This window comes from Kutzneria chonburiensis (assembly GCF_028622115.1).
GTDB lineage: Bacteria > Actinomycetota > Actinomycetes > Mycobacteriales > Pseudonocardiaceae > Kutzneria > Kutzneria chonburiensis.
Map to the genome: position 1 here is coordinate 6,324,401 of NZ_CP097263.1, position 17,888 is coordinate 6,342,288.

Sequence of the window (17,888 nt, forward strand, 5' to 3'; positions counted from 1 at the left end):
CGGGAGAGCGCGAGGCCCCGCCGATGCTTCGCCCGGTTGGCGGATTTTGCCCGCCGCCACCCGACGCGCCCACTCCCTTCGCCGACGCGGCGGGCAAAATCCGGCAAGGGCGAGGCATCGGCTACCCGGGGGCCGAGCCCCGCGCGGGACGCGCGGCATGAAACTGCACGTGCTCGCAGGTGCGGCAAGACCAAACGTGGTTCCGGCCACAATTGTTCCCGGTGCAAGTGCATGACTTGAACGATCAAGTACCCTAAGCCATCCTCAACACCCCCGGTCAGACGGCCACACCGGTGGGATGATCTGGATTGATCATGTGATCCACCTGACGTTGTGCCCGCTCGGCTGTGTGTGAAGCGACCTGCGTGGAGTACTAGCCTTGCTGGCGGAGTGAGTCAGTACAAATAGCGAGATAGATAGAGGCGAGCGCCAGCCGTGTCCAGCTCCAGCTCTGCGTCGCAGTTCGGCCCGAACGAGTGGCTGGTCGAGGAGATGTACGACCAGTTCCTCGCCGACCCGTCATCCGTCGACCCGGCGTGGCATGACTTCTTCGCCGACTACAAGGCGACGCAGCGCACGGCCGCCGGCACCACCGCGGTCAACGGCACCACCGCCGCCACCGCGACGGCGACGGCCACCGCGCCCCCGGCCAACGGCCGCGTCACCGCCCCGCCGGCCGCGCCGGCAGCCCCGGCCCCGACGTCGACGCCGGCCCAGACCACGCTGCCGAGCACCAAGCCGACGCCGGCCGCCTCGGCCACCGCCGCCCCCGTGAAGCCGGCCGCCGGCTCCGAGGTGAAGGTGCTGCGCGGCGCGGCCGCGGCGATCGCCCGCAACATGGACGCCTCGCTCACCGTGCCGACCGCGACCTCCGTGCGCGCGGTCCCGGCGAAGCTGCTGGCCGACAACCGCATCGTCATCAACAACCACCTGAAGCGGACCCGCGGCGGCAAGGTCTCCTTCACCCACATCATCGGGTACGCGCTGGTCAAGGCGCTCGACTCGTACCCGAACATGAACAACTCCTACGGCGTGGTCGACGGCAAGCCCTCGATCATCACCCCGGAGCACGTGAACCTGGGCCTGGCCATCGACCTGCCCGGCAAGAACGGCCAGCGCACGCTGGTCGTGGCGGCCATCAAGAACTGCGAGACGATGACGTTCACGCAGTTCTGGCAGGCCTACGAGGACCTGATCCGCAAGGCCCGCAGCGGCGGCCTGGCCGCGGACGACTTCGCCGGCAGCACGATCCAGCTGACCAACCCGGGCACCATCGGCACCAACCACTCGGTGCCGCGGCTGACCACCGGCCAGGGCGCGATCCTCGGCGTCGGCGCGATGGAGTACCCGGCGCACTTCCAGGGCACCAGCGAGCGGGCGCTGGTCGAGATGGGCGTCAGCAAGATCATGACGCTGACCTCGACCTACGACCACCGCATCATCCAGGGCGCCGAGTCGGGCGAGTTCCTGCGCCGCATCCACCAGCTGCTGCTGGGCGAGAACGGCTTCTACGACGACATCTTCACCTCGCTGCGGCTGCCCTACGAGCCGATCCGCTGGGTCGAGGACCTGCCGGAGGGCTCGGTCGACAAGACCGCCCGGGTGATCGAGCTGATCGACGCGTTCCGCTCGCGCGGCCACCTGATGGCCGACACCGACCCGCTGAACTACCGGCAGCGCCGGCACGAGGACCTCGACGTCCTCTCGCACGGCCTGACCCTGTGGGACCTGGACCGCGAGTTCGCCGTCGGTGGCTTCGCCGGCCAGGAGAAGATGAAGCTGCGCGACATCCTCGGGGTGCTGCGCAACTCCTACTGCCGCACCGTCGGCGTCGAGTACACGCACATCCTGGAGCCGGCCGAGCGCCGCTGGCTCCAGGAGCGGGTCGAGGTCGTGCACGACAAGCCGCCGGCCACCGTGCAGAAGTACATCCTGTCCAAGCTGAACGCGGCCGAGGCCTTCGAGACCTTCCTACAGACCAAGTACGTCGGTCAGCGGCGGTTCTCGCTCGAGGGCGGCGAGACGCTGATCCCGCTGCTGGACGCGGTGCTGGACAAGGCGGCCGAGCACGAGCTGGACGAGGTCGTCATCGGCATGCCGCACCGCGGCCGGCTCAACGTGCTGGCCAACATCGTGGGCAAGCCGATCTCGCAGATCTTCCGCGAGTTCGAGGGCAACCTCGACCCGGGCCAGGCCCACGGCTCCGGCGACGTCAAGTACCACCTCGGCGCCGAGGGCAAGTACTTCCGGATGTTCGGCGACGGCGAGACCAAGGTGTCGCTGGCCTCCAACCCGTCCCACCTCGAGGCCGTCGACCCGGTGCTGGAGGGCGTCGTCCGGGCCAAGCAGGACCTGCTGGACAAGGGCGGCGAGGGCTACACCGTGCTGCCGGTGGCGATGCACGGCGACGCCGCGTTCGCCGGCCAGGGCGTGGTGGCCGAGACGCTGAACCTGGCGCTGCTGCGCGGCTACCGCACCGGCGGCACCGTGCACGTGGTGGTGAACAACCAGGTCGGCTTCACCACCAACCCGGAGCACTCGCGCTCGTCCAAGTACTGCACCGACGTGGCCAAGATGATCGGCGCGCCGGTCTTCCACGTGAACGGCGACGACCCCGAGGCCTGCTACTGGGTGGCCAAGCTGGCCGTCGACTACCGCGAGACGTTCCACAAGGACGTCGTCATCGACATGATCTGCTACCGCCGCCGCGGCCACAACGAGGGCGACGACCCCTCGATGACCCAGCCGGCGATGTACGACATCATCGACACCAAGCGCTCGGTGCGGAAGACCTACACCGAGTCGCTGATCGGCCGCGGCGACATCTCCGTCGACGAGGCCGAGAAGGCGCTGCGGGACTACGCCAGCCAGCTCGAGCACGTCTTCAACGAGGTGCGCGAGCTGGAGAAGCACCCGGTCAAGCCGACCAACTCGGTCGAGTCCGAGCAGCAGGTGCCGGCCAAGGTGCCGACCGCGGTCAGCGCCGAGACGGTGGCCCACATCGGCCAGGCCCAGATCTCGCTGCCGGAGGGCTTCAACGCCCACCCGCGGGTCAAGCCGGTGCTGGAGCGCCGGGCCCAGATGGCCCGCGAGGGCGGCATCGACTGGGGCTTCGGCGAGCTGCTGGCCTTCGGCTCGCTGGTGATGGAGGGCAAGACGGTCCGGCTGTCCGGCCAGGACTCCCAGCGCGGCACCTTCGGCCAGCGGCACTCGGTGGTCATCGACCGCAAGACCAGCGCCGAGTACACGCCGCTGCAGAACCTGGCCGAGGGCCAGGGCAAGTTCATGGTCTACGACTCGGCGCTGTCCGAGTTCGCCGCCGTGGGCTTCGAGTACGGCTACTCGGTGGCCAACCCGGACGCGCTGGTGCTGTGGGAGGCGCAGTTCGGCGACTTCGTCAACGGCGCGCAGTCGATCATCGACGAGTTCATCTCCTCGGGCGAGGCCAAGTGGGGCCAGCGCGGCAACGTCGTGCTGCTGCTGCCGCACGGCCTCGAGGGCCAGGGCCCCGACCACAGCTCCGGCCGTATCGAGCGGTTCCTCCAGCTGTGCGCCGAGGGCTCAATGACCGTCGCCGTGCCGTCGACGCCGGCCAACTACTTCCACCTGCTGCGCCGGCACGCGCTGGACGGGGTGAAGCGGCCGATGGTCGTGTTCACGCCGAAGTCCATGCTGCGGCTCAAGGCCGCCGCCAGCTCGGTGGAGGACTTCACCACCGGCCGGTTCCAGTCGGTCATCGACGACCCGACGCAGCCCGCGCCGGAGCAGGTCGACCGGCTGCTGCTGTGCACCGGCAAGATCTACTACGAGCTGGCCGCCGAGAAGGAGAAGCTGGGCGCGACCAACGTGGCCGTCGCCCGTATCGAGCAGCTCTACCCGCTGCCCGAGCGCAAGCTGAACGAGCTGCTCGACCGGTACCCCAACGTCAAGGACATCCGCTGGGTGCAGGAAGAGCCGGCCAACCAGGGTGCGTGGCCGCACCTGGGCCTGGTGATCCCGGAGTCGCTGCCGCGCGTGCAGGGCAAGCTCACCCGGGTGTCCCGTCGTCCGATGGCCGCCCCGGCCTCGGGCTTCAGCAAGGTGCACGAGGTCGAGCAGCGGGCCGTCGTGACCAAGGCGTTCGAGTAAGCCTGTAACTTGCGATGGCCGGGCCCCGTGGGGTCCGGCCATCGTTCGTTTTCGAGGAGTTGGCTGTGTACTTCACCGACCGTGGCATCGAAGAGCTGGAGCAGCGCCGGGGCGAGGAGGAGGTCACCCTGGCCTGGGTGGCCGACCGGCTGCGGGCCTTCGTCGACCTCAACCCCGAGTTCGAGAACGCCGTCGAGCGGCTGGCCACCTTCCTGGCCCGGGACGACTCCGACGACATCGACGACTGACTCCACCCCCGCTTGAATGTCACATGCGCGTCGTACTTGCCTCCCAGAGGCACATCCGGACCGCATGTGACGTTCAAGCGGGGGTGGTTGTCGGGTAGGACTGGAGCGTGAACTCTCTCCGCGTCCTGGTCACCAATGACGACGGCATCGACTCCCCCGGCTTGATCGCGCTGGCCCGCTGCGCGGTGGAGCTGGGCCACGACACCATCATCGCGGCGCCCAGCGTCGAAGCGAGCGGCACCGGCGCCGGGCTGACGGCGTCGGGCGGGCACCGCAGCGTGACGATGTCGCGGCGGGTCATCGACGACCTGCCGGACACGCCGGCCTACGCGATCGACGCGCATCCCGGGCTCATCGCGCTGCTGGCGTGCCGTGGGGCCTTCGGCGGCCAGCCGCCGGACCTGCTGCTGTCGGGCATCAACTTCGGCGCGAACATCGGCCGCGCGCTGATCCATTCGGGCACGGTCGGCGCGGCGCTGACCGCCCACGTCAACGGCGTCACGGCGCTGGCCGTGTCGCTGGACGTGCCCTGGGATCCGCCGGGCACGCCGCTGTGGGACGTCGTCGACCCGTACGTGAAGGATGTGCTGGGTCTGATCGAGCCGGGCAGCGTGCTCAACCTGAACGTGCCCAACCGCCCCGACCCGGGTCCGCTGCGCTGGGCCGCGCTCACCCGCTACGGCCGGGTGCAGAGCCGGATCGTGGACCAGTACGAGGACCGGATCGAGCTGGCCACCGTGATCCTGGAGGACGAGGTGGAGCCAGGCTCGGACGCGGCGCTGCTGGAGGCGGGCTACGCGACGGTGACCGAGCTGCGCTCGGTCAGCGCTGTCGAACGCCCGCGCGCCACACCGCCCACGTGAGCGGCACACCAGGCCGGTAAGCCAGGTGCGTGGTGGACGGCGCGTTCAGCACGTGAATGTCGGCCCTCGACCCGGGCCGCAGCACGCCGATGTCGTCCCGGCGCAGGGCCTGCGCGCCGCCGAGCGTGGCGGCGCGCACGGCCTCCTCGACGGTCATGCGCATCTGGAGCACGGCCGTGGCCACGCAGAAGGCCATGGAAGACGTGTACGAGGAGCCGGGATTGCAGTTGGACGCCAGCGCGACCGTGACGCCGGCGTCGAGCAGCGCCCGCACCTCGGGCAGCGGCTGCCTGGTGGACAGGTCGCACGCCGGCAGCAGCGTGGCGACGGTGTCGGAGTCGGCCAGCGCGGCGACATCGGCCGGCGTGAGGTACGTGCAGTGGTCGACGCTGGCGGCGTCCATCTCCACGGCCAGCCGCACGCCGGGGCCGGGGCCGAGCTGGTTGCCGTGCACGCGCAGCCCGAGGCCCTTCTTGCCGGCGGCGGTGAGCACGGCCCGCGACTGGTCCTCATCGAAGGCGCCGGTCTCGCAGAACACATCGGCCCAGGTCACGTGGGGCGCGACGGCCTCGAGCATGGGACCGCACACCAGGTCCACGTAATCGTCGGCCTTGGTGCCCGGCGGCACGAGATGTGCGCCGAGGAAGGTCACCTCGTCGGCGTAGCCCCCGGCGAGGATGGCCGAGCGGAGCTCGTCGGCCACCGTGAGTCCGTAGCCGGTCTTGGTCTCGATGTACGTGGTGCCTTGGGAAACGGCCTCTTCGACGTGCTTGCGCAGGCCGGCGGTGAGCTGCTCGTCGGTGGCCGCGCGGGTGGCGTCCACAGTGACGGCGATGCCGCCGGCGGCGTAGGGCTGGCCGGACATGCGGGCCCCGAACTCGGCGGTCCGGTCGCCGGCGAAGACCAGGTGGGTGTGGCTGTCGACCCAGCCCGGCAACACCGCGCGGCCGTCCACGTCGACGCGCTCGTCGGCATCGGGCGCGTCGGCCGAGGGTCCGACCCAGGCCACCCGGTCGCCGTCCACCACCATCGCCGCGTCGCGCAGCTTGCCCAGCTCGGCATCGTTGGTGGTCAGTTCGGCGATGCCGGTGACTAGGACTGCCACAGTTCCCCCATCACGTCCGCGAGAAGAGGTCCTACCTCCCCTAGCGTCGCATGACGGCCCCCCGTCGCCACAACCCGCCCATCGACTATTACCGCGTCCACATCGGACGAATTCGCGGTCAGCAGAACCTGCTCCGGTCGGCTACCCGCCGTTCGTATCGAATCCAGGCCGACCGCGACCAGGTCGGCCGGCGCGCCGACGGCGATCCGCCCGGCGCCGGGCCAACCGAGGCAGGCATGGCCGGCCGCGGTCGCGGCGGCCAGCAGCTCGTCGGGGCTGAACCGGCCGCGCTGCCCGGTGCGCAGCCGCTCGCCGTGCTCCAGCGCCCGCGTCTCCACCAGCGGGTCGATCACGACATGTTGGTCGCTGCCAAGGGAAAGCGGGCTGCCGGCGTCGACGAGCTCGCGGGCCGGCCCGATGCCGTCGGCCAGGTCGGCCTCCGTGGTCGGGCAGAAGCACGCGGTAGTGGTGGACCCACCGAGCAGCGCGCGGTCGTGCTCGGTGAGATGGGTGGCGTGCACGGCCGTGGTCCGCGGCGACAGCACGCCGGCCTCGGCCAGCAGGGCGGTCGGCGTCATGCCGTACGCGGCAAGGCAAGCCTCGTTCTCGGCCGGCTGCTCGGACAGGTGGACGTGCAGCGGCCCGCCGACCGCGGCCACGTCGGCCAGCTGCTCGCGGGGAACGCCGCGCACGGAGTGGATCGCCGCGCCGACGCGCATCACGGCGTCCGACTTCAGCTCGGAAACCCTTGCCGCCCAGCGGGTCGCGTCGCCGTCGCTGAAGCGGAGCTGGGTCCCTTCGAGCTCGGTGCCGATACCCCCGGCCACGTAACAGGTGTCGAGCAGCGTGATGCGGATTCCTGCCGTAGCGGCAGCTTCCCGCAGCACGTGACCCATCTCGTTCGGGTCGGCGTACGGAGTGCCGCCGGGACCGTGGTGCAGGTAGTGGAACTCGCCGACGCAGGAGATACCGGCGACGGCCATCTCCGCGAAAACGGCGGTGGCCAGCTTGAGGTAGCTGTCCGGTGTGAGCCGCGCGGCCAGCTGGTACATCGCCTGCCGCCACGTCCAGAAGGTGCCGCCGTCGGCGTGGGTACGACCGCGCAGCGCACGGTGGAAGGCGTGCGAGTGCGCGTTGGCGAAGCCCGGCAACACAATGCCGTTCAACCGGTACGCACCGAGCGGCGGCTGGTCCGAAGTGGACACTTCGGCGATCCGGCCGTCGTCGCCGACGCGCACCAGCACGCCGGCGACCACACCCTCGGGCAGCCAAGCCTTTTCACACCAGTACGTCACGAGGCCAGGTGCTCCAGTGTCGCGGCCAGCGCGGCCACCCCGGCCTCGCAGTCGTCCGGCTCGGCGTACTCCTGCGGCGCATGGCTGACGCCGGTCGGGTTGCGTACGAACAACATCGCCGTCGGCACGCGGCTGGCCAGGATGCCGGCGTCGTGCCCGGCCCCGGTCGGCAGGGCCGGCACGCCACCGAGCACAGTGGACAGATCATCGCGCAGCACCGGGTCGAACACCACGGTGTCGCCGTAGGACTCCTGCGTGACGCGAATCCCGCAGCCCTCCTCGGCCGCCGCCTGCCGGGCCATGGCCTGGATCTCCGCGACCACCGACTTCGTGGTGGCGTCGTCACCGGCGCGCGCGTCCAGCCACACGTTGACCTCGGACGCGATCACGTTGGTACCACCGGGAACCGGCACGATCCGGCCCACGGTCGCCCGCGCGTCGCCGACGGCCGCCTTGCGTGCGGCCAACACCAGCGACGCCGCCGGCACCATCGGGTCCCGCCGGTCCGACATCCGCGTTGCCCCAGCATGGTTTCCTCGCCGGTGAAGGTGAACCGCCAGCGGCCGTGGGCCAGGATCGATGACGCCACACCGACCGGAACGGTGAGCCCACGGCCCTGTTCCACGTGCAGCTCGACGAAACAACCGATGCGCGCCAACGCTTCCTCGTCCGGCCCCAGGGTTGACGGGTCGGCACCGGCGGCCGTGATGGCGTCGGCCAAGGAGATGCCGTCCGGGTCACGCAGCGACCGGGCCTGGTCGGGGTCGATCGCACCGGTGATCAGCCGCGAGCCGAGGCAGGGCACGCCGAACCGGCCGCCTTCCTCCTCGACGAACACCACCACGGCCAACGGCTTGCGGGGCGTGAACCCCTTGGCCCGCAACACATCGACCGCCGCCAGCGAGGACACCACACCCAGCGGCCCGTCGAACGCGCCGCCACCGGGCACGGAGTCCAGGTGGCTGCCGGTGATCACGGCGTCCGGGCCGGGATTTCCCCACCACGCCCAGATGTTGCCGTTGCGGTCGGTCTCCACCGACAGCCCGCGCTTGGCCGCCTCGGCGACGAACCACTCGCGCAGCTCCAGCTCGACCCGGTCGAACCCGTGGCGGGAATACCCGCCACGGACCCGGTCCGCGCCGACGTCGGCGATCGCGGCCAGCAGGCCGGTAGCCGTCATCAGTTGGCCTTCATCGGGATCTTGACGCCCTTGTCCCGCGCTACCTGGTCGGCCAGCTCGTAGCCGGCGTCGACGTGCCGCAGCACGCCCATGCCCGGGTCGTTGGTCAGCACCCGCTCGATCTTCTGCCCGGCCAGCGCGGTGCCGTCGGCCACGGTGACCTGGCCGGCGTGGATGGAGCGGCCGATGCCGACGCCGCCGCCGTGGTGGATGGACACCCACGTGGCGCCGGAGGCGGTGTTGACCAGGGCGTTGAGCAGCGGCCAGTCAGCGATCGCGTCCGAGCCGTCGGCCATGCCCTCGGTCTCCCGGTACGGGGAGGCGACCGAGCCGCAGTCGAGGTGGTCGCGGCCGATGACCACCGGCGCGGACAGCTCGCCGCTGGCCACCATCTCGTTGAAGCGCAGGCCGGCCAGGTGCCGCTCGCCGTAGCCCAGCCAGCAGATGCGGGCCGGAAGTCCTTGAAGGCAACGCGTTCGCCGGCCATCTTGATCCAGCGCTTGAGCGGCTCGTTGTCCGGGAACAGCTCGAGGATGGCCTTGTCGGTGGCCGCGATGTCGGCCGGGTCGCCGGACAGCGCCGCCCAGCGGAACGGGCCCTTGCCCTCGCAGAACAGCGGCCGGATGTAGGCCGGCACGAAACCGGGGAAGGAGAAGGCCCGGTCGTAGCCGCCGAGCTGCGCTTCGCCGCGCAGCGAGTTGCCGTAGTCGAAGACCTCGGCGCCGCCGTCCTGGAAGCCGACCATGGCCTCCACATGCGCGGCCATCGAGGCCCGCGCGCGGTCGGTGAACTCCTCGGGCTTGCGGGCCGCGTAGTCGTGCCAGTCGCTCAGGTCCACGCCGACCGGCAGGTACGACAGCGGGTCGTGGGCCGAGGTCTGGTCGGTGACGATGTCGACCTCGACGCCGCGGCGAAGCAGCTCCGGCAGCACCACGGCGGCGTTGCCGACCAGGCCGACCGACAGCGCCTTGCGCTCGCGCTTGGCGGTCTCGCAACGGCGGATGGCGTCGTCCAGGTCGGTGGCGATCTCGTCCAGGTAGCGGTGCTCGACGCGGCGCTGCGCGCGCACCGGGTCGACGTCGATGCACAGCGCCACACCGTCGTTCATGGTGACGGCCAGCGGCTGCGCGCCGCCCATGCCGCCGAGGCCGGCGGTGACGGTCAGGGTGCCGGCGAGCGTGCCGCCGAAGCGCTTCTCGGCCACCGCGGCGAAGGTCTCGTAGGTGCCCTGGAGGATGCCCTGGGTGCCGATGTAGATCCACGAGCCGGCGGTCATCTGGCCGTACATGGTCAGGCCGGCGGCCTCGAGTCGGCGGAACTCGGGCCAGTTGGCCCAGTCCGGCACCAGGTTCGAGTTGGCGATCAGCACCCGCGGCGCCCACTCGTGGGTACGCAGCACACCGACCGGGCGGCCGGACTGCACCAGCAGCGTCTCGTCGTCGGACAGCGTGGTCAGCTCACGGGAGATGGCGTGGAAGCTCGGCCAGTCGCGGGCGGCCTTGCCGGTGCCGCCGTAGACCACCAGGTCCTCGGGGCGCTCGGCGACCTCCGGGTCCAGGTTGTTGTGCAGCATGCGCAGCGGGGCCTCGGTCTGCCAGCTGCGCGCGGTGAGCTGGGTGCCACGGGCGGCCCGGATCTCGGTCATCAGAGGTTCTCCTCGACGGTGCGCGCGATCAGTCCACTGCGGACGAGCGCTTCGGTGGCCGCGATCTCCGGGGCCAGGTGGCGGTCGGGTCCGGGGCCGGCGACGTGCTCCCGGAGCAGCGCGACGACGGCCGCGGTGGCCGGCGCCGGCTTGAGCGGGGCGCGCAGGTCGAGCGCGCGGGCCGCGGTGAGCAGTTCGATGGACAGCACGGTGGTCAGGCCGTCGACGGCCTTGCGCAGCTTGCGCGCCGCCGACCAGCCCATCGAGACGTGGTCCTCCTGCATGGCGCTGGACGGGATCGAGTCGACGCTGGCCGGCACGGCCAGGCGCTTGAGCTCGGACACCACCGCGGCCTGCGTGTAGTGCGCGATCATGTGGCCGGAGTCGACGCCCGGGTCGTCAGCCAGGAACGGCGGCAGACCGTGCGATCGGGCCACGTCCAGCATCCGGTCGGTGCGGCGCTCAGCCATGCTGGCCACGTCGGCCACCGGGATGGCGAGGAAGTCCAGCACGTAGGCCACGGGCGCGCCGTGGAAGTTGCCGTTGGACTCCACGCGGCCGTCGGCCAGCACGGCCGGGTTGTCGATCGCCGAGTCCAGCTCACGGTCGGCGACGAGCTCGGCGTGGGCCAGGGTGTCGCGGGCCGCGCCGTGCACCTGCGGGGAGCAGCGCAGCGAGTACGCGTCCTGGACGCGGGTGCAGTCCGGACCGCGGTGGCTTTCCATGATTTCCGAGCCGGCCAGAATTTGGCTCATGCGAGCCGCCGACCGGGCCTGTCCCGGGTGCGGACGCAGTGCCTGGAGATCGGCGGCGAACACCCGGTCGGTGCCCAGCAGGGCCTCCACGCTCATCGCCGCGGTGAGGTCGGCGATGTCCAGCAGCTTGGCCAGGTCGGTGATCGCCAGCACCAGCATGCCGAGCATGCCGTCGGTGCCGTTGATCATGGCCAGGCCCTCCTTCTCGGCCAGCGCCACCGGCTCGATGCCGGCCTCGGCCAGCGCATCGGCGGCGTCGCGCAGCGTGCCGTCGGCGTCGCGGACCTGGCCCTCGCCGATCAGCGCCAGGGCAACCGAGGACAGCGGGGCCAGGTCGCCGGAGCAGCCCAGGGAGCCGTACTCGTGCACGATCGGCGTGATGCCGGCGTTGAGCATCCGCGCCATCGCGTCCACAGTGGACGGGCGGACGCCGGTGTGGCCGGTGGCCAGCGTGCGCAGCCGCAGCAGGGCCAGCGCACGGATCACCTCGCGCTCGACCTCCGGGCCCGCACCGGCGGCGTGCGAGCGGATCAGCGAGCGTTGCAGCTGCGCGCGCCGGTCCGGCGGGATGTGCCGGACGGCGAGCGCCCCGAAGCCGGTCGAGACGCCGTAGGTGGGCGTCGTCGCGTTGGCCAGCTCCTCGATGTGCGCCCGGGCCGTGGTGACGGCCTCGACCGCGGCCGGTTCCAGCTCGACCGCCACGCCGTCGCGGGCGACCGCGACGACCTCGTCACGCCGCAGCGGCTTCGCGCCGAGCTGCACTGCCTCCGGGTGTGCCATGTGCACCATCACAGCTGGTGGCGACCGCTTGCACGAGTGGGGAGCGGGTGACAGTGTCTGGAATGCCAGACAACGGGAGGTCTACCCATGGGTAGCAGCAGTGACGTGCCGGCGCTGCGCCGTGGACTGGCCGTGCTGCGCCTGCTGTCCACCCGGCCGGGCCCGATGTCCGCCGCCACCATCGCCCGTGAGCTCGAACTGCCTCGGTCGACGGCGTACCACCTGCTGGCCGAGCTGGCCGATGCCGGCTTCGTGACGCACCTGCCGGAGGAGCGCCGGTACGGGCTCGGCGTCGCGGCTTTCGAACTTGGCTCGGCGTACCTGCGCCACGATCCACTCGAGCGACTGGCTCGCCCGCTCCTGCGCCGGCTCGTCGACCGGGCCGGCGCCACGGCCCACCTCGGCGTCCTGCACGGGGCCGAGGCGCTCTACCTGCTCCGGGAGCAGCCCCGGCAGCCCAACACCCTGGTCTCCGACGTCGGCGTGCGGCTGCCGGCCCACCTGCCGGCGTCCGGCCGGGCCATGCTGGCGTTCCTGCTGCCGGCCCAGGTCAGGGCCCTGTTTCCGGGAGTCGGCAGCTTCGTCGACCGCACCGGCCGTGGGCCGCGCGACCTGCCGTCCCTACGCCGGCTGCTGTCGTTCGAACGGCAACGCGGCTGGTTCGTCGAGGACGGCTTCGTCACCGCCGACTTCGCTTCCGTCGCCGCCCCGGTCTTCGACCACGGCGGCCGCCCCATCGCCGCCATCAGCACCACGTTCCGGCACGTCTGCGAGGACGTGAACGCGTGCGGCGCCGACTGGCCGGAGATCGCCGCCGAAGTGCGCAGAACCGCCGAGGAACTGACGCTGCGCATCGGCGGCCACAAATAAACCCCCGCGAGTCCCGCTTAGCGTCACACCGAAATGCTGAATCCGTTTCAGCATCTCGGTGTGACTGTGGGCGGGACTCGCGGGGGTTCTAGGGGCGGGTCAGAGGCCGACGCTGGCCAGCCAGTCGCTGGCCACCTTGGAGGCGTCCGGCTTGTCCGGCGCGGCGAGCTTGGTGTTGATGTCGGTCAGCGTCTTGGTGTCGAGCTTGGCCGAGACGGCGTTGAGCGCCTTCTTGACCGCGTCGCTGGCCTTCTTGGTGTTGATCAGCGGCAGCACGTTCTGCGCGGCGAAGTTGAACTTCGGGTCCTCCAGCACGACCCAGCCGTTCTTCTCGATGGTGCTGTCGGTGGTGAACATGTCCGCGGCCTGGATGGAGCCCTGGGACAGCGCGGCCACGGTCAGCGGGCCGTCGGCGTCGAGCGAGGTGAAGCTCTTGAACGTGCAGTTGTAGTTCTTCTGCAGGCCGGGCAGGCCGTCAGGGCGCTTCTGGAACTCCGGCGCCGAGCCGACGACCAGCTCGCCGCAGTGCGGGGCCAGGTCGGCCAGCGACTTCGCGTTGTACTTCTGCGCCGTCTCCTTGGTGACGACGATGGCGTCCTTGTCCTCGGCCGCCGACTTGTCCAGCACCGACAGGCCGTCCGGCACGGCCTTCTGCAGCGCCGCGTACACGTCGTCGGCGCTGGTCGCGGTGGCGTCCTTCTTGAAGTACTGGAGCAGCACGCCGCTGTACTCCGGGATCAGGTCGATGGAGCCGTCCTTGAGCGCCGGCAGGTAGGTCTCCCGGCTGCCGATGTTCAGCTTCTTGGTGACCTTCACCCCCGCCTTGGTCAGCGCGGCCGCGTAGATCTCGGCCAGCAGCTGGCTCTCGGCGAAGTTGGCCGACCCGACGGTGATGGTGTCGGACGGGGACTGGCTGCCGGTGTTGTTGTTGGCCAGCGGGTCGCCACCGCCGCCGCCACCACAGGCGGTCAGGCCCAGCGCCGCCACCAGGACGGTGACCAGGCCGGCTACGGTTCGCTTCATCTCTGGATTCCTCCACTCGTCCTCACCGGGCGCAACCCGGGTGAGACAACCAGCCGTTGCACGCCGGTGAGCACCAGCTCGACCAGCACCGCGAGCACGGCGACCAGGATCGCGCCGCCCGCCATCTGGGGATAGTCGTGCAGCGCCAGCCCGTCGAACACGTACCGGCCGAGGCCGCCGAGCCCGACGTAGGCGGCGATGGTCGCGGTGGCCACCACCTGCAGCGCGGCGCTGCGCACGCCGCCGAAGATCAGCGGCATCGCGTTGGGGATCTCCACCTGGAACAGGACCTCGCGTTCCCGCATGCCCACGCCCCGAGCCGCGTCCACCACCACCGGCTCGACCGCGCCGATGCCGGCGTACGCGCCGGCCATGATCGGCGGGATGGCCAGCAGGGTGAGCGCGGCGATCGGCGGCACCAGGCCGATGCCGGCCAGCAGCACGACCAGCGTCAACACGCCGACGGTGGGCAGCGCCCGCAGCACGTTGGCCGCGCCGACCAGCACGAAGCCGCCGCGCTTGGTGTGCCCGACCAGCGCGCCGAGCGGGAAGCCGATCACGATGGCGATGGCCAGGGCCAGCGCGGTGTACCAGAGGTGTTCGAGCAGCCTGGCCGGCACGCCGGTCGGGCCGCTCCAGTTGGTGGGGTCGAACAACCAGCTCGTCAACAGGTTCACGGCCTACCTCCCCACCCTGGTCCACGGCGTCACGAGCCGCCCGATCAGCTGCAGCACCAGGTCCGCGACCAGGGCCAGCAGCAGCGTGGCCACGATGCCGGTGACGATCTCGGTGACGAACTGGAGCTGGAAGCCGTTGGTGAACAGCTGGCCGTAGCCGGCGATGCCGATCAGCGCGCCCACGCTGACCAGGCTGATGTTGGACACCATGGCGACCCGCAGCCCGGCCACCACGACCGGGATGGCCAGCGGGAACTCGACACCGAGGAAGCGCTTGAACGGGCGGTAGCCGATGGCCGTGGCCGCCGCGACGATGGTCGGCGGCACCGACGACAGCGCGTCGGCGATGGACCGGACCAGCAGGGCGATGGTGTAGACGGTCAGCGTGATGATCACGTTGAGCGGGTCGAGCGTCTTGGTGCTGATCAGCGCGGGCAGGATGACGATCAGGGCCAGCGACGGGATCGTGTAGAGCAGACCGCTGACCGTCAGCAGGACGGCCCGCGCCGGCCGCCAGCGGCTGGCCGCCCAGCCCAGCGGGATGGCGATGATCAGCCCGAGCACGACCGGCAGCACCGACAGGTAGACGTGCGTCACCGTGAGGTCGCCGAGCAACCCCAGGTGGTCGAACACCCACGTCATTGCGGGACCTCGCCGGCGGTGCGCGCGGCGGCCAGCGCCGCCAGCACGTCCTCGGCGGTCAGCGACCCGACCAGCTCGTTGTCGCCGTTGATGGCCAGGCCCAGTGCGGCCGGGGAGCTCAGCGCCGCGTCAAGCGCGCTGCGCAGCGAGCCGTGCTCGGTGTCGTACAGCGAGCCGCCGGCGATCACCAGGTCCGTGTCGATCACCGTCTGGTCGTCCACACCGGACAGACGGTCGGCCGACAGCCAGCCGGCCGGGTGCTTGCGCTCGTCAAGCACGACGACCCAGCCGTTGACCAGCTTGCGCCGCGCATCGCCCGCGGTGTCGCCGAGCCGCACGCTGGCGATGTCTCCGATGGCCAGGCCGGACGCGGTGAGGAAGCCCAGCGCCCGGTAACCGCGGTCGCGACCGACGAAGTTGGCCACGAAGTAGTCGGCCGGGCGGGCCAGCAGCTCCGAGGGCTTGTCGTACTGGGCCAAGATGCCCCCGGTGCGGAACACCGCCACCTTGTCGCCCAGCTTGATCGCCTCGTCGATGTCGTGCGTGACGAACACGATGGTCTTGTCCAGCTCGCCCTGCAACCGCAGCAACTCGTTCTGCAGATCCTCGCGGACCACCGGGTCGACCGCGCTGAACGGCTCGTCCATCAGCAGCACCGGCGGGTCCGCCGCCAGCGCCCTGGCCACGCCGACGCGCTGCTGCTGGCCGCCGGACAGCTGGGCCGGGTAGCGGCCGGCCATGGCGGCCGGCAGACCCACGGTCTCCAGCAGCTCCTCGGCCCGCTTGCGGGCCTTGGCCCGGCTCCAGCCGGCCAGCACCGGCACGGTCGCGATGTTGTCCAGCACGGTCCGGTGCGGGAACAGTCCGGCCTGCTGGATCACGTAGCCGATACCTCGCCGCAGCAGCGGCGGGTCCGACTGGCGCACGTCTTTGCCGTCGACCAGGATGGCGCCCGAGGTGGCGTCGATCATCCGGTTGATCATGCGCAGGGAGGTCGTCTTCCCGCAGCCCGATGGTCCGACGAACACCGTGATCCGGCCGGGATCCACGGTCAGGTTCAGTTCGTCGACGGCGACGGTGCCATCATCGAACCGCTTGGTCACGGCCTGGAACTCGATCACCCCGAGGTCCCTCCGGTCGTTGCGGTAATGCGGGAGACAGTAGCCGCAACACCTGACGGCGGCATTCCGTTCCAGCATGTGCGAAGCAGTAGGCTTACCCGATTGTGACCCCCCTGGACCAGGCCCGAGCCGTTATTTCCGGCCACGGAGCGCGCACCGAGCCGGCACGGCGCGTGATCGGCATGCTGTGCGCGGGGCCGCATTCGCTGGCCGAGCTGGTGCGGGAGTCGGCCATGCCACGGCGTGGGGTCGAGGAGTTGCTGTCCGCGCTGGACGGTGACCTGGTGCGCAACCGTGACACGTACGAGATCCAGCCGTCGGCCAGAACCTCGTACACCGAGGCTTTCACGGTTCCGCCGCGCCGCGAGCCGGATCTCGCCGTGATCCGATCCGATGTGGACTCAGTGCCGGCGCCACTGGCCGCCCTCGACCACGTGCAGGCCACGCCGGACACCGTGGCGCGGCGGGCGAAATGGCTGAACGAGCAGTATGAACTGTCCGGACGTACCCTGCTCTGCCTCGGCGACCACGACCTCACCTCGCTCGCGGTGGCCGCGGTCAACCCGGACGTGGCGGTGCTCGTGGTCGATCTGGACGACCGCGTGCTGGCCCACATCGACACCCGCGCACGCGAGCGCGGGCTCAACATCCGGTGCCTGCACACGGATCTGCGCTTCGGGCTGCCGCCGGCCGTCATCGAATCGTCAGATCTGGTCTTCAGCGACCCGCCTTACACGCCCGAGGGCATGGCGCTGTTCGCCGGCCGCGGTATCGAGGCGCTGCGCGACACCGCGTCCGGACGGCTGTTGCTGGCCTACGGTTTCAGCGACCGGACGCCCGCGCTGGGCCAGAAGGTGCAGCAGGAGCTGCTTGGCATCGGGTTGGCGTTCGAGGCGATCCTGCCGGGCTTCCACCGCTTCGACGGCGCACAGGCCATCGGCAGCGCCGCCGACCTGTACGTGTGCCAGGCGACTTCACGCGGCCGCAAAGCCGCGCAGCGCACCGGCATCTACACCCACGGGCCACAGTCCATCGAAGCCGCGTCCACTGTGGACAAGTCGGCACTGCTGGCATTCACCGGGGATTCCGTTGTGCAGCAACCCGATTGGACTCAACCGATCACCGGACGTTCGCTCACTGTCGACGCCTCGGCCGATCCCGGCCCGTGGCTGCTGCGGATTCTGTTGGCGTGCAACGCGGAGAAGCTCTCGGTGTTGGTGCCCAACAACCATCCCGACCTCCGTGACGAGCGCGGACAGAAGTCACTGTCCACTGTGGTCTCATCGAAGTACCGGCTTCGCTTCCACCGCAGCACTCCCGACGGCAAGCACGCCGTCGTGGTGGCCACGCGCAGCGGGACCGGGCTGCTGGACCGTGTGCACGGCAAGCTCGGCAACATGCTGCGGGAAGCCATGATCGCCGAGTCCGGCGGCACGTTGACCAAGCGTGAGGCCAAGGAGCTCGTGGCGGCGAAGATCCCCGGCGAGACCGACCTGCGGCTGATCGACCTGCCGCGACACCGAATCGAGGCGCTCGTCAGTTCTGCCTGAGCGCGT

At 70.7% G+C, this 17,888-nt stretch carries 12 protein-coding genes and 2 pseudogenes; 5 read left to right on the forward strand and 9 right to left on the reverse strand.

Features of this window, described 5'->3' with window-relative positions:
- The first annotated feature begins 435 nt into the window (after positions 1–435).
- The 3 genes from M3Q35_RS28700 (at position 436) to surE (ending at position 5,239) form a co-directional block, all read left to right on the forward strand.
- The gene (locus M3Q35_RS28700; protein WP_273935656.1) at positions 436–4,128 is read left to right on the forward strand and encodes a multifunctional oxoglutarate decarboxylase/oxoglutarate dehydrogenase thiamine pyrophosphate-binding subunit/dihydrolipoyllysine-residue succinyltransferase subunit; all 3,693 of its coding nucleotides are present in this window, start codon (positions 436–438) and stop codon (positions 4,126–4,128) included.
- Between the two features lie 65 nt (positions 4,129–4,193).
- Positions 4,194–4,376: a DUF6104 family protein gene (locus tag M3Q35_RS28705; protein WP_273935657.1), complete on the forward strand. Its 183-nt coding sequence runs from the start codon at positions 4,194–4,196 to the stop codon at positions 4,374–4,376.
- A gap of 107 nt (positions 4,377–4,483) precedes the next feature.
- The gene (surE, locus tag M3Q35_RS28710) at positions 4,484–5,239 is read left to right on the forward strand and encodes a 5'/3'-nucleotidase SurE (protein WP_273935658.1); all 756 of its coding nucleotides are present in this window, start codon (positions 4,484–4,486) and stop codon (positions 5,237–5,239) included.
- On the opposite strand, the gene hutI is transcribed toward surE, so the two are convergent.
- The 5 genes and pseudogenes from hutI to hutH form a co-directional block, all read right to left on the reverse strand.
- The gene (gene hutI / locus M3Q35_RS28715) at positions 5,199–6,344 is read right to left on the reverse strand and encodes an imidazolonepropionase (protein ID WP_273935659.1); all 1,146 of its coding nucleotides are present in this window, start codon (positions 6,342–6,344) and stop codon (positions 5,199–5,201) included. The two genes, surE and hutI, sit on opposite strands and share 41 nt — an antisense overlap.
- Positions 6,332–7,639, reverse strand: a complete 1,308-nt coding sequence (locus M3Q35_RS28720; RefSeq protein ID WP_273935660.1) for a formimidoylglutamate deiminase — start codon at positions 7,637–7,639, stop codon at positions 6,332–6,334. Before M3Q35_RS28720 ends, hutI begins: the two co-directional genes overlap by 13 nt.
- A pseudogene (locus M3Q35_RS28725) lies at positions 7,636–8,819 on the reverse strand (allantoate amidohydrolase). Before M3Q35_RS28725 ends, M3Q35_RS28720 begins: the two are co-directional and overlap by 4 nt.
- Positions 8,819–10,464: pseudogene (gene hutU / locus M3Q35_RS28730) on the reverse strand (urocanate hydratase). Before hutU ends, M3Q35_RS28725 begins: the two co-directional pseudogenes overlap by 1 nt.
- Positions 10,464–11,999, reverse strand: coding sequence for a histidine ammonia-lyase (hutH, locus tag M3Q35_RS28735; RefSeq protein WP_273935661.1), 1,536 nt, complete (start codon positions 11,997–11,999; stop codon positions 10,464–10,466). Before hutH ends, hutU begins: the two are co-directional and overlap by 1 nt.
- Positions 12,000–12,086: 87 nt before the next feature.
- Here hutH and M3Q35_RS28740 point away from each other — a divergent pair, with 87 nt between their 5' ends.
- A complete protein-coding gene (locus M3Q35_RS28740; RefSeq protein WP_273935662.1) occupies positions 12,087–12,869 on the forward strand; it encodes an IclR family transcriptional regulator in 783 nt (260 codons plus the stop codon).
- Positions 12,870–12,968: 99 nt separating this feature from the next.
- Here the strand turns inward: M3Q35_RS28740 and M3Q35_RS28745 are convergent, their stop codons facing one another.
- From M3Q35_RS28745 to M3Q35_RS28760, 4 genes are read right to left on the reverse strand one after another with little or no spacing between them, the layout of a single operon-like run.
- Positions 12,969–13,892 (reverse strand): ABC transporter substrate-binding protein, encoded by a 924-nt coding sequence (locus M3Q35_RS28745; protein ID WP_273935663.1) that lies wholly within the window; start codon positions 13,890–13,892, stop codon positions 12,969–12,971.
- On the reverse strand, positions 13,889–14,569 hold the full coding sequence (locus tag M3Q35_RS28750) for an ABC transporter permease (protein WP_273935664.1): 681 nt from the start codon (positions 14,567–14,569) through the stop codon (positions 13,889–13,891). Before M3Q35_RS28750 ends, M3Q35_RS28745 begins: the two co-directional genes overlap by 4 nt.
- A 3-nt stretch (positions 14,570–14,572) precedes the next feature.
- On the reverse strand, positions 14,573–15,211 hold the full coding sequence (locus M3Q35_RS28755; RefSeq protein ID WP_273935666.1) for an ABC transporter permease: 639 nt from the start codon (positions 15,209–15,211) through the stop codon (positions 14,573–14,575).
- Positions 15,208–16,332 (reverse strand): ATP-binding cassette domain-containing protein, encoded by a 1,125-nt coding sequence (locus M3Q35_RS28760; RefSeq protein ID WP_273935667.1) that lies wholly within the window; start codon positions 16,330–16,332, stop codon positions 15,208–15,210. The genes M3Q35_RS28755 and M3Q35_RS28760 overlap by 4 nt, the downstream gene beginning before the upstream one ends.
- Before the next feature lie 182 nt (positions 16,333–16,514).
- Here M3Q35_RS28760 and M3Q35_RS28765 point away from each other — a divergent pair, with 182 nt between their 5' ends.
- Positions 16,515–17,882 carry a bis-aminopropyl spermidine synthase family protein gene (locus tag M3Q35_RS28765; RefSeq protein WP_273944498.1) on the forward strand — a complete coding sequence of 456 codons (1,368 nt, stop codon included), beginning with the start codon at positions 16,515–16,517 and terminating at the stop codon, positions 17,880–17,882.
- Positions 17,883–17,888 lie beyond the last annotated feature (6 nt).

Bases quoted from the DNA above. Each gene is read 5' to 3' on its own strand.
- hutH (WP_273935661.1), bottom strand. From the start codon at position 11,999: ATGGCACACCCGGAGGCAGTGCAGCTCGGCGCGAAGCCGCTGCGGCGT.
- M3Q35_RS28740 (WP_273935662.1), top strand. From the start codon at position 12,087: ATGGGTAGCAGCAGTGACGTGCCGGCGCTGCGCCGTGGACTGGCCGTG.
- M3Q35_RS28745 (WP_273935663.1), bottom strand. From the start codon at position 13,892: ATGAAGCGAACCGTAGCCGGCCTGGTCACCGTCCTGGTGGCGGCGCTG.
- M3Q35_RS28755 (WP_273935666.1), bottom strand. From the start codon at position 15,211: ATGACGTGGGTGTTCGACCACCTGGGGTTGCTCGGCGACCTCACGGTG.
- M3Q35_RS28765 (WP_273944498.1), top strand. From the start codon at position 16,515: ATGCTGTGCGCGGGGCCGCATTCGCTGGCCGAGCTGGTGCGGGAGTCG.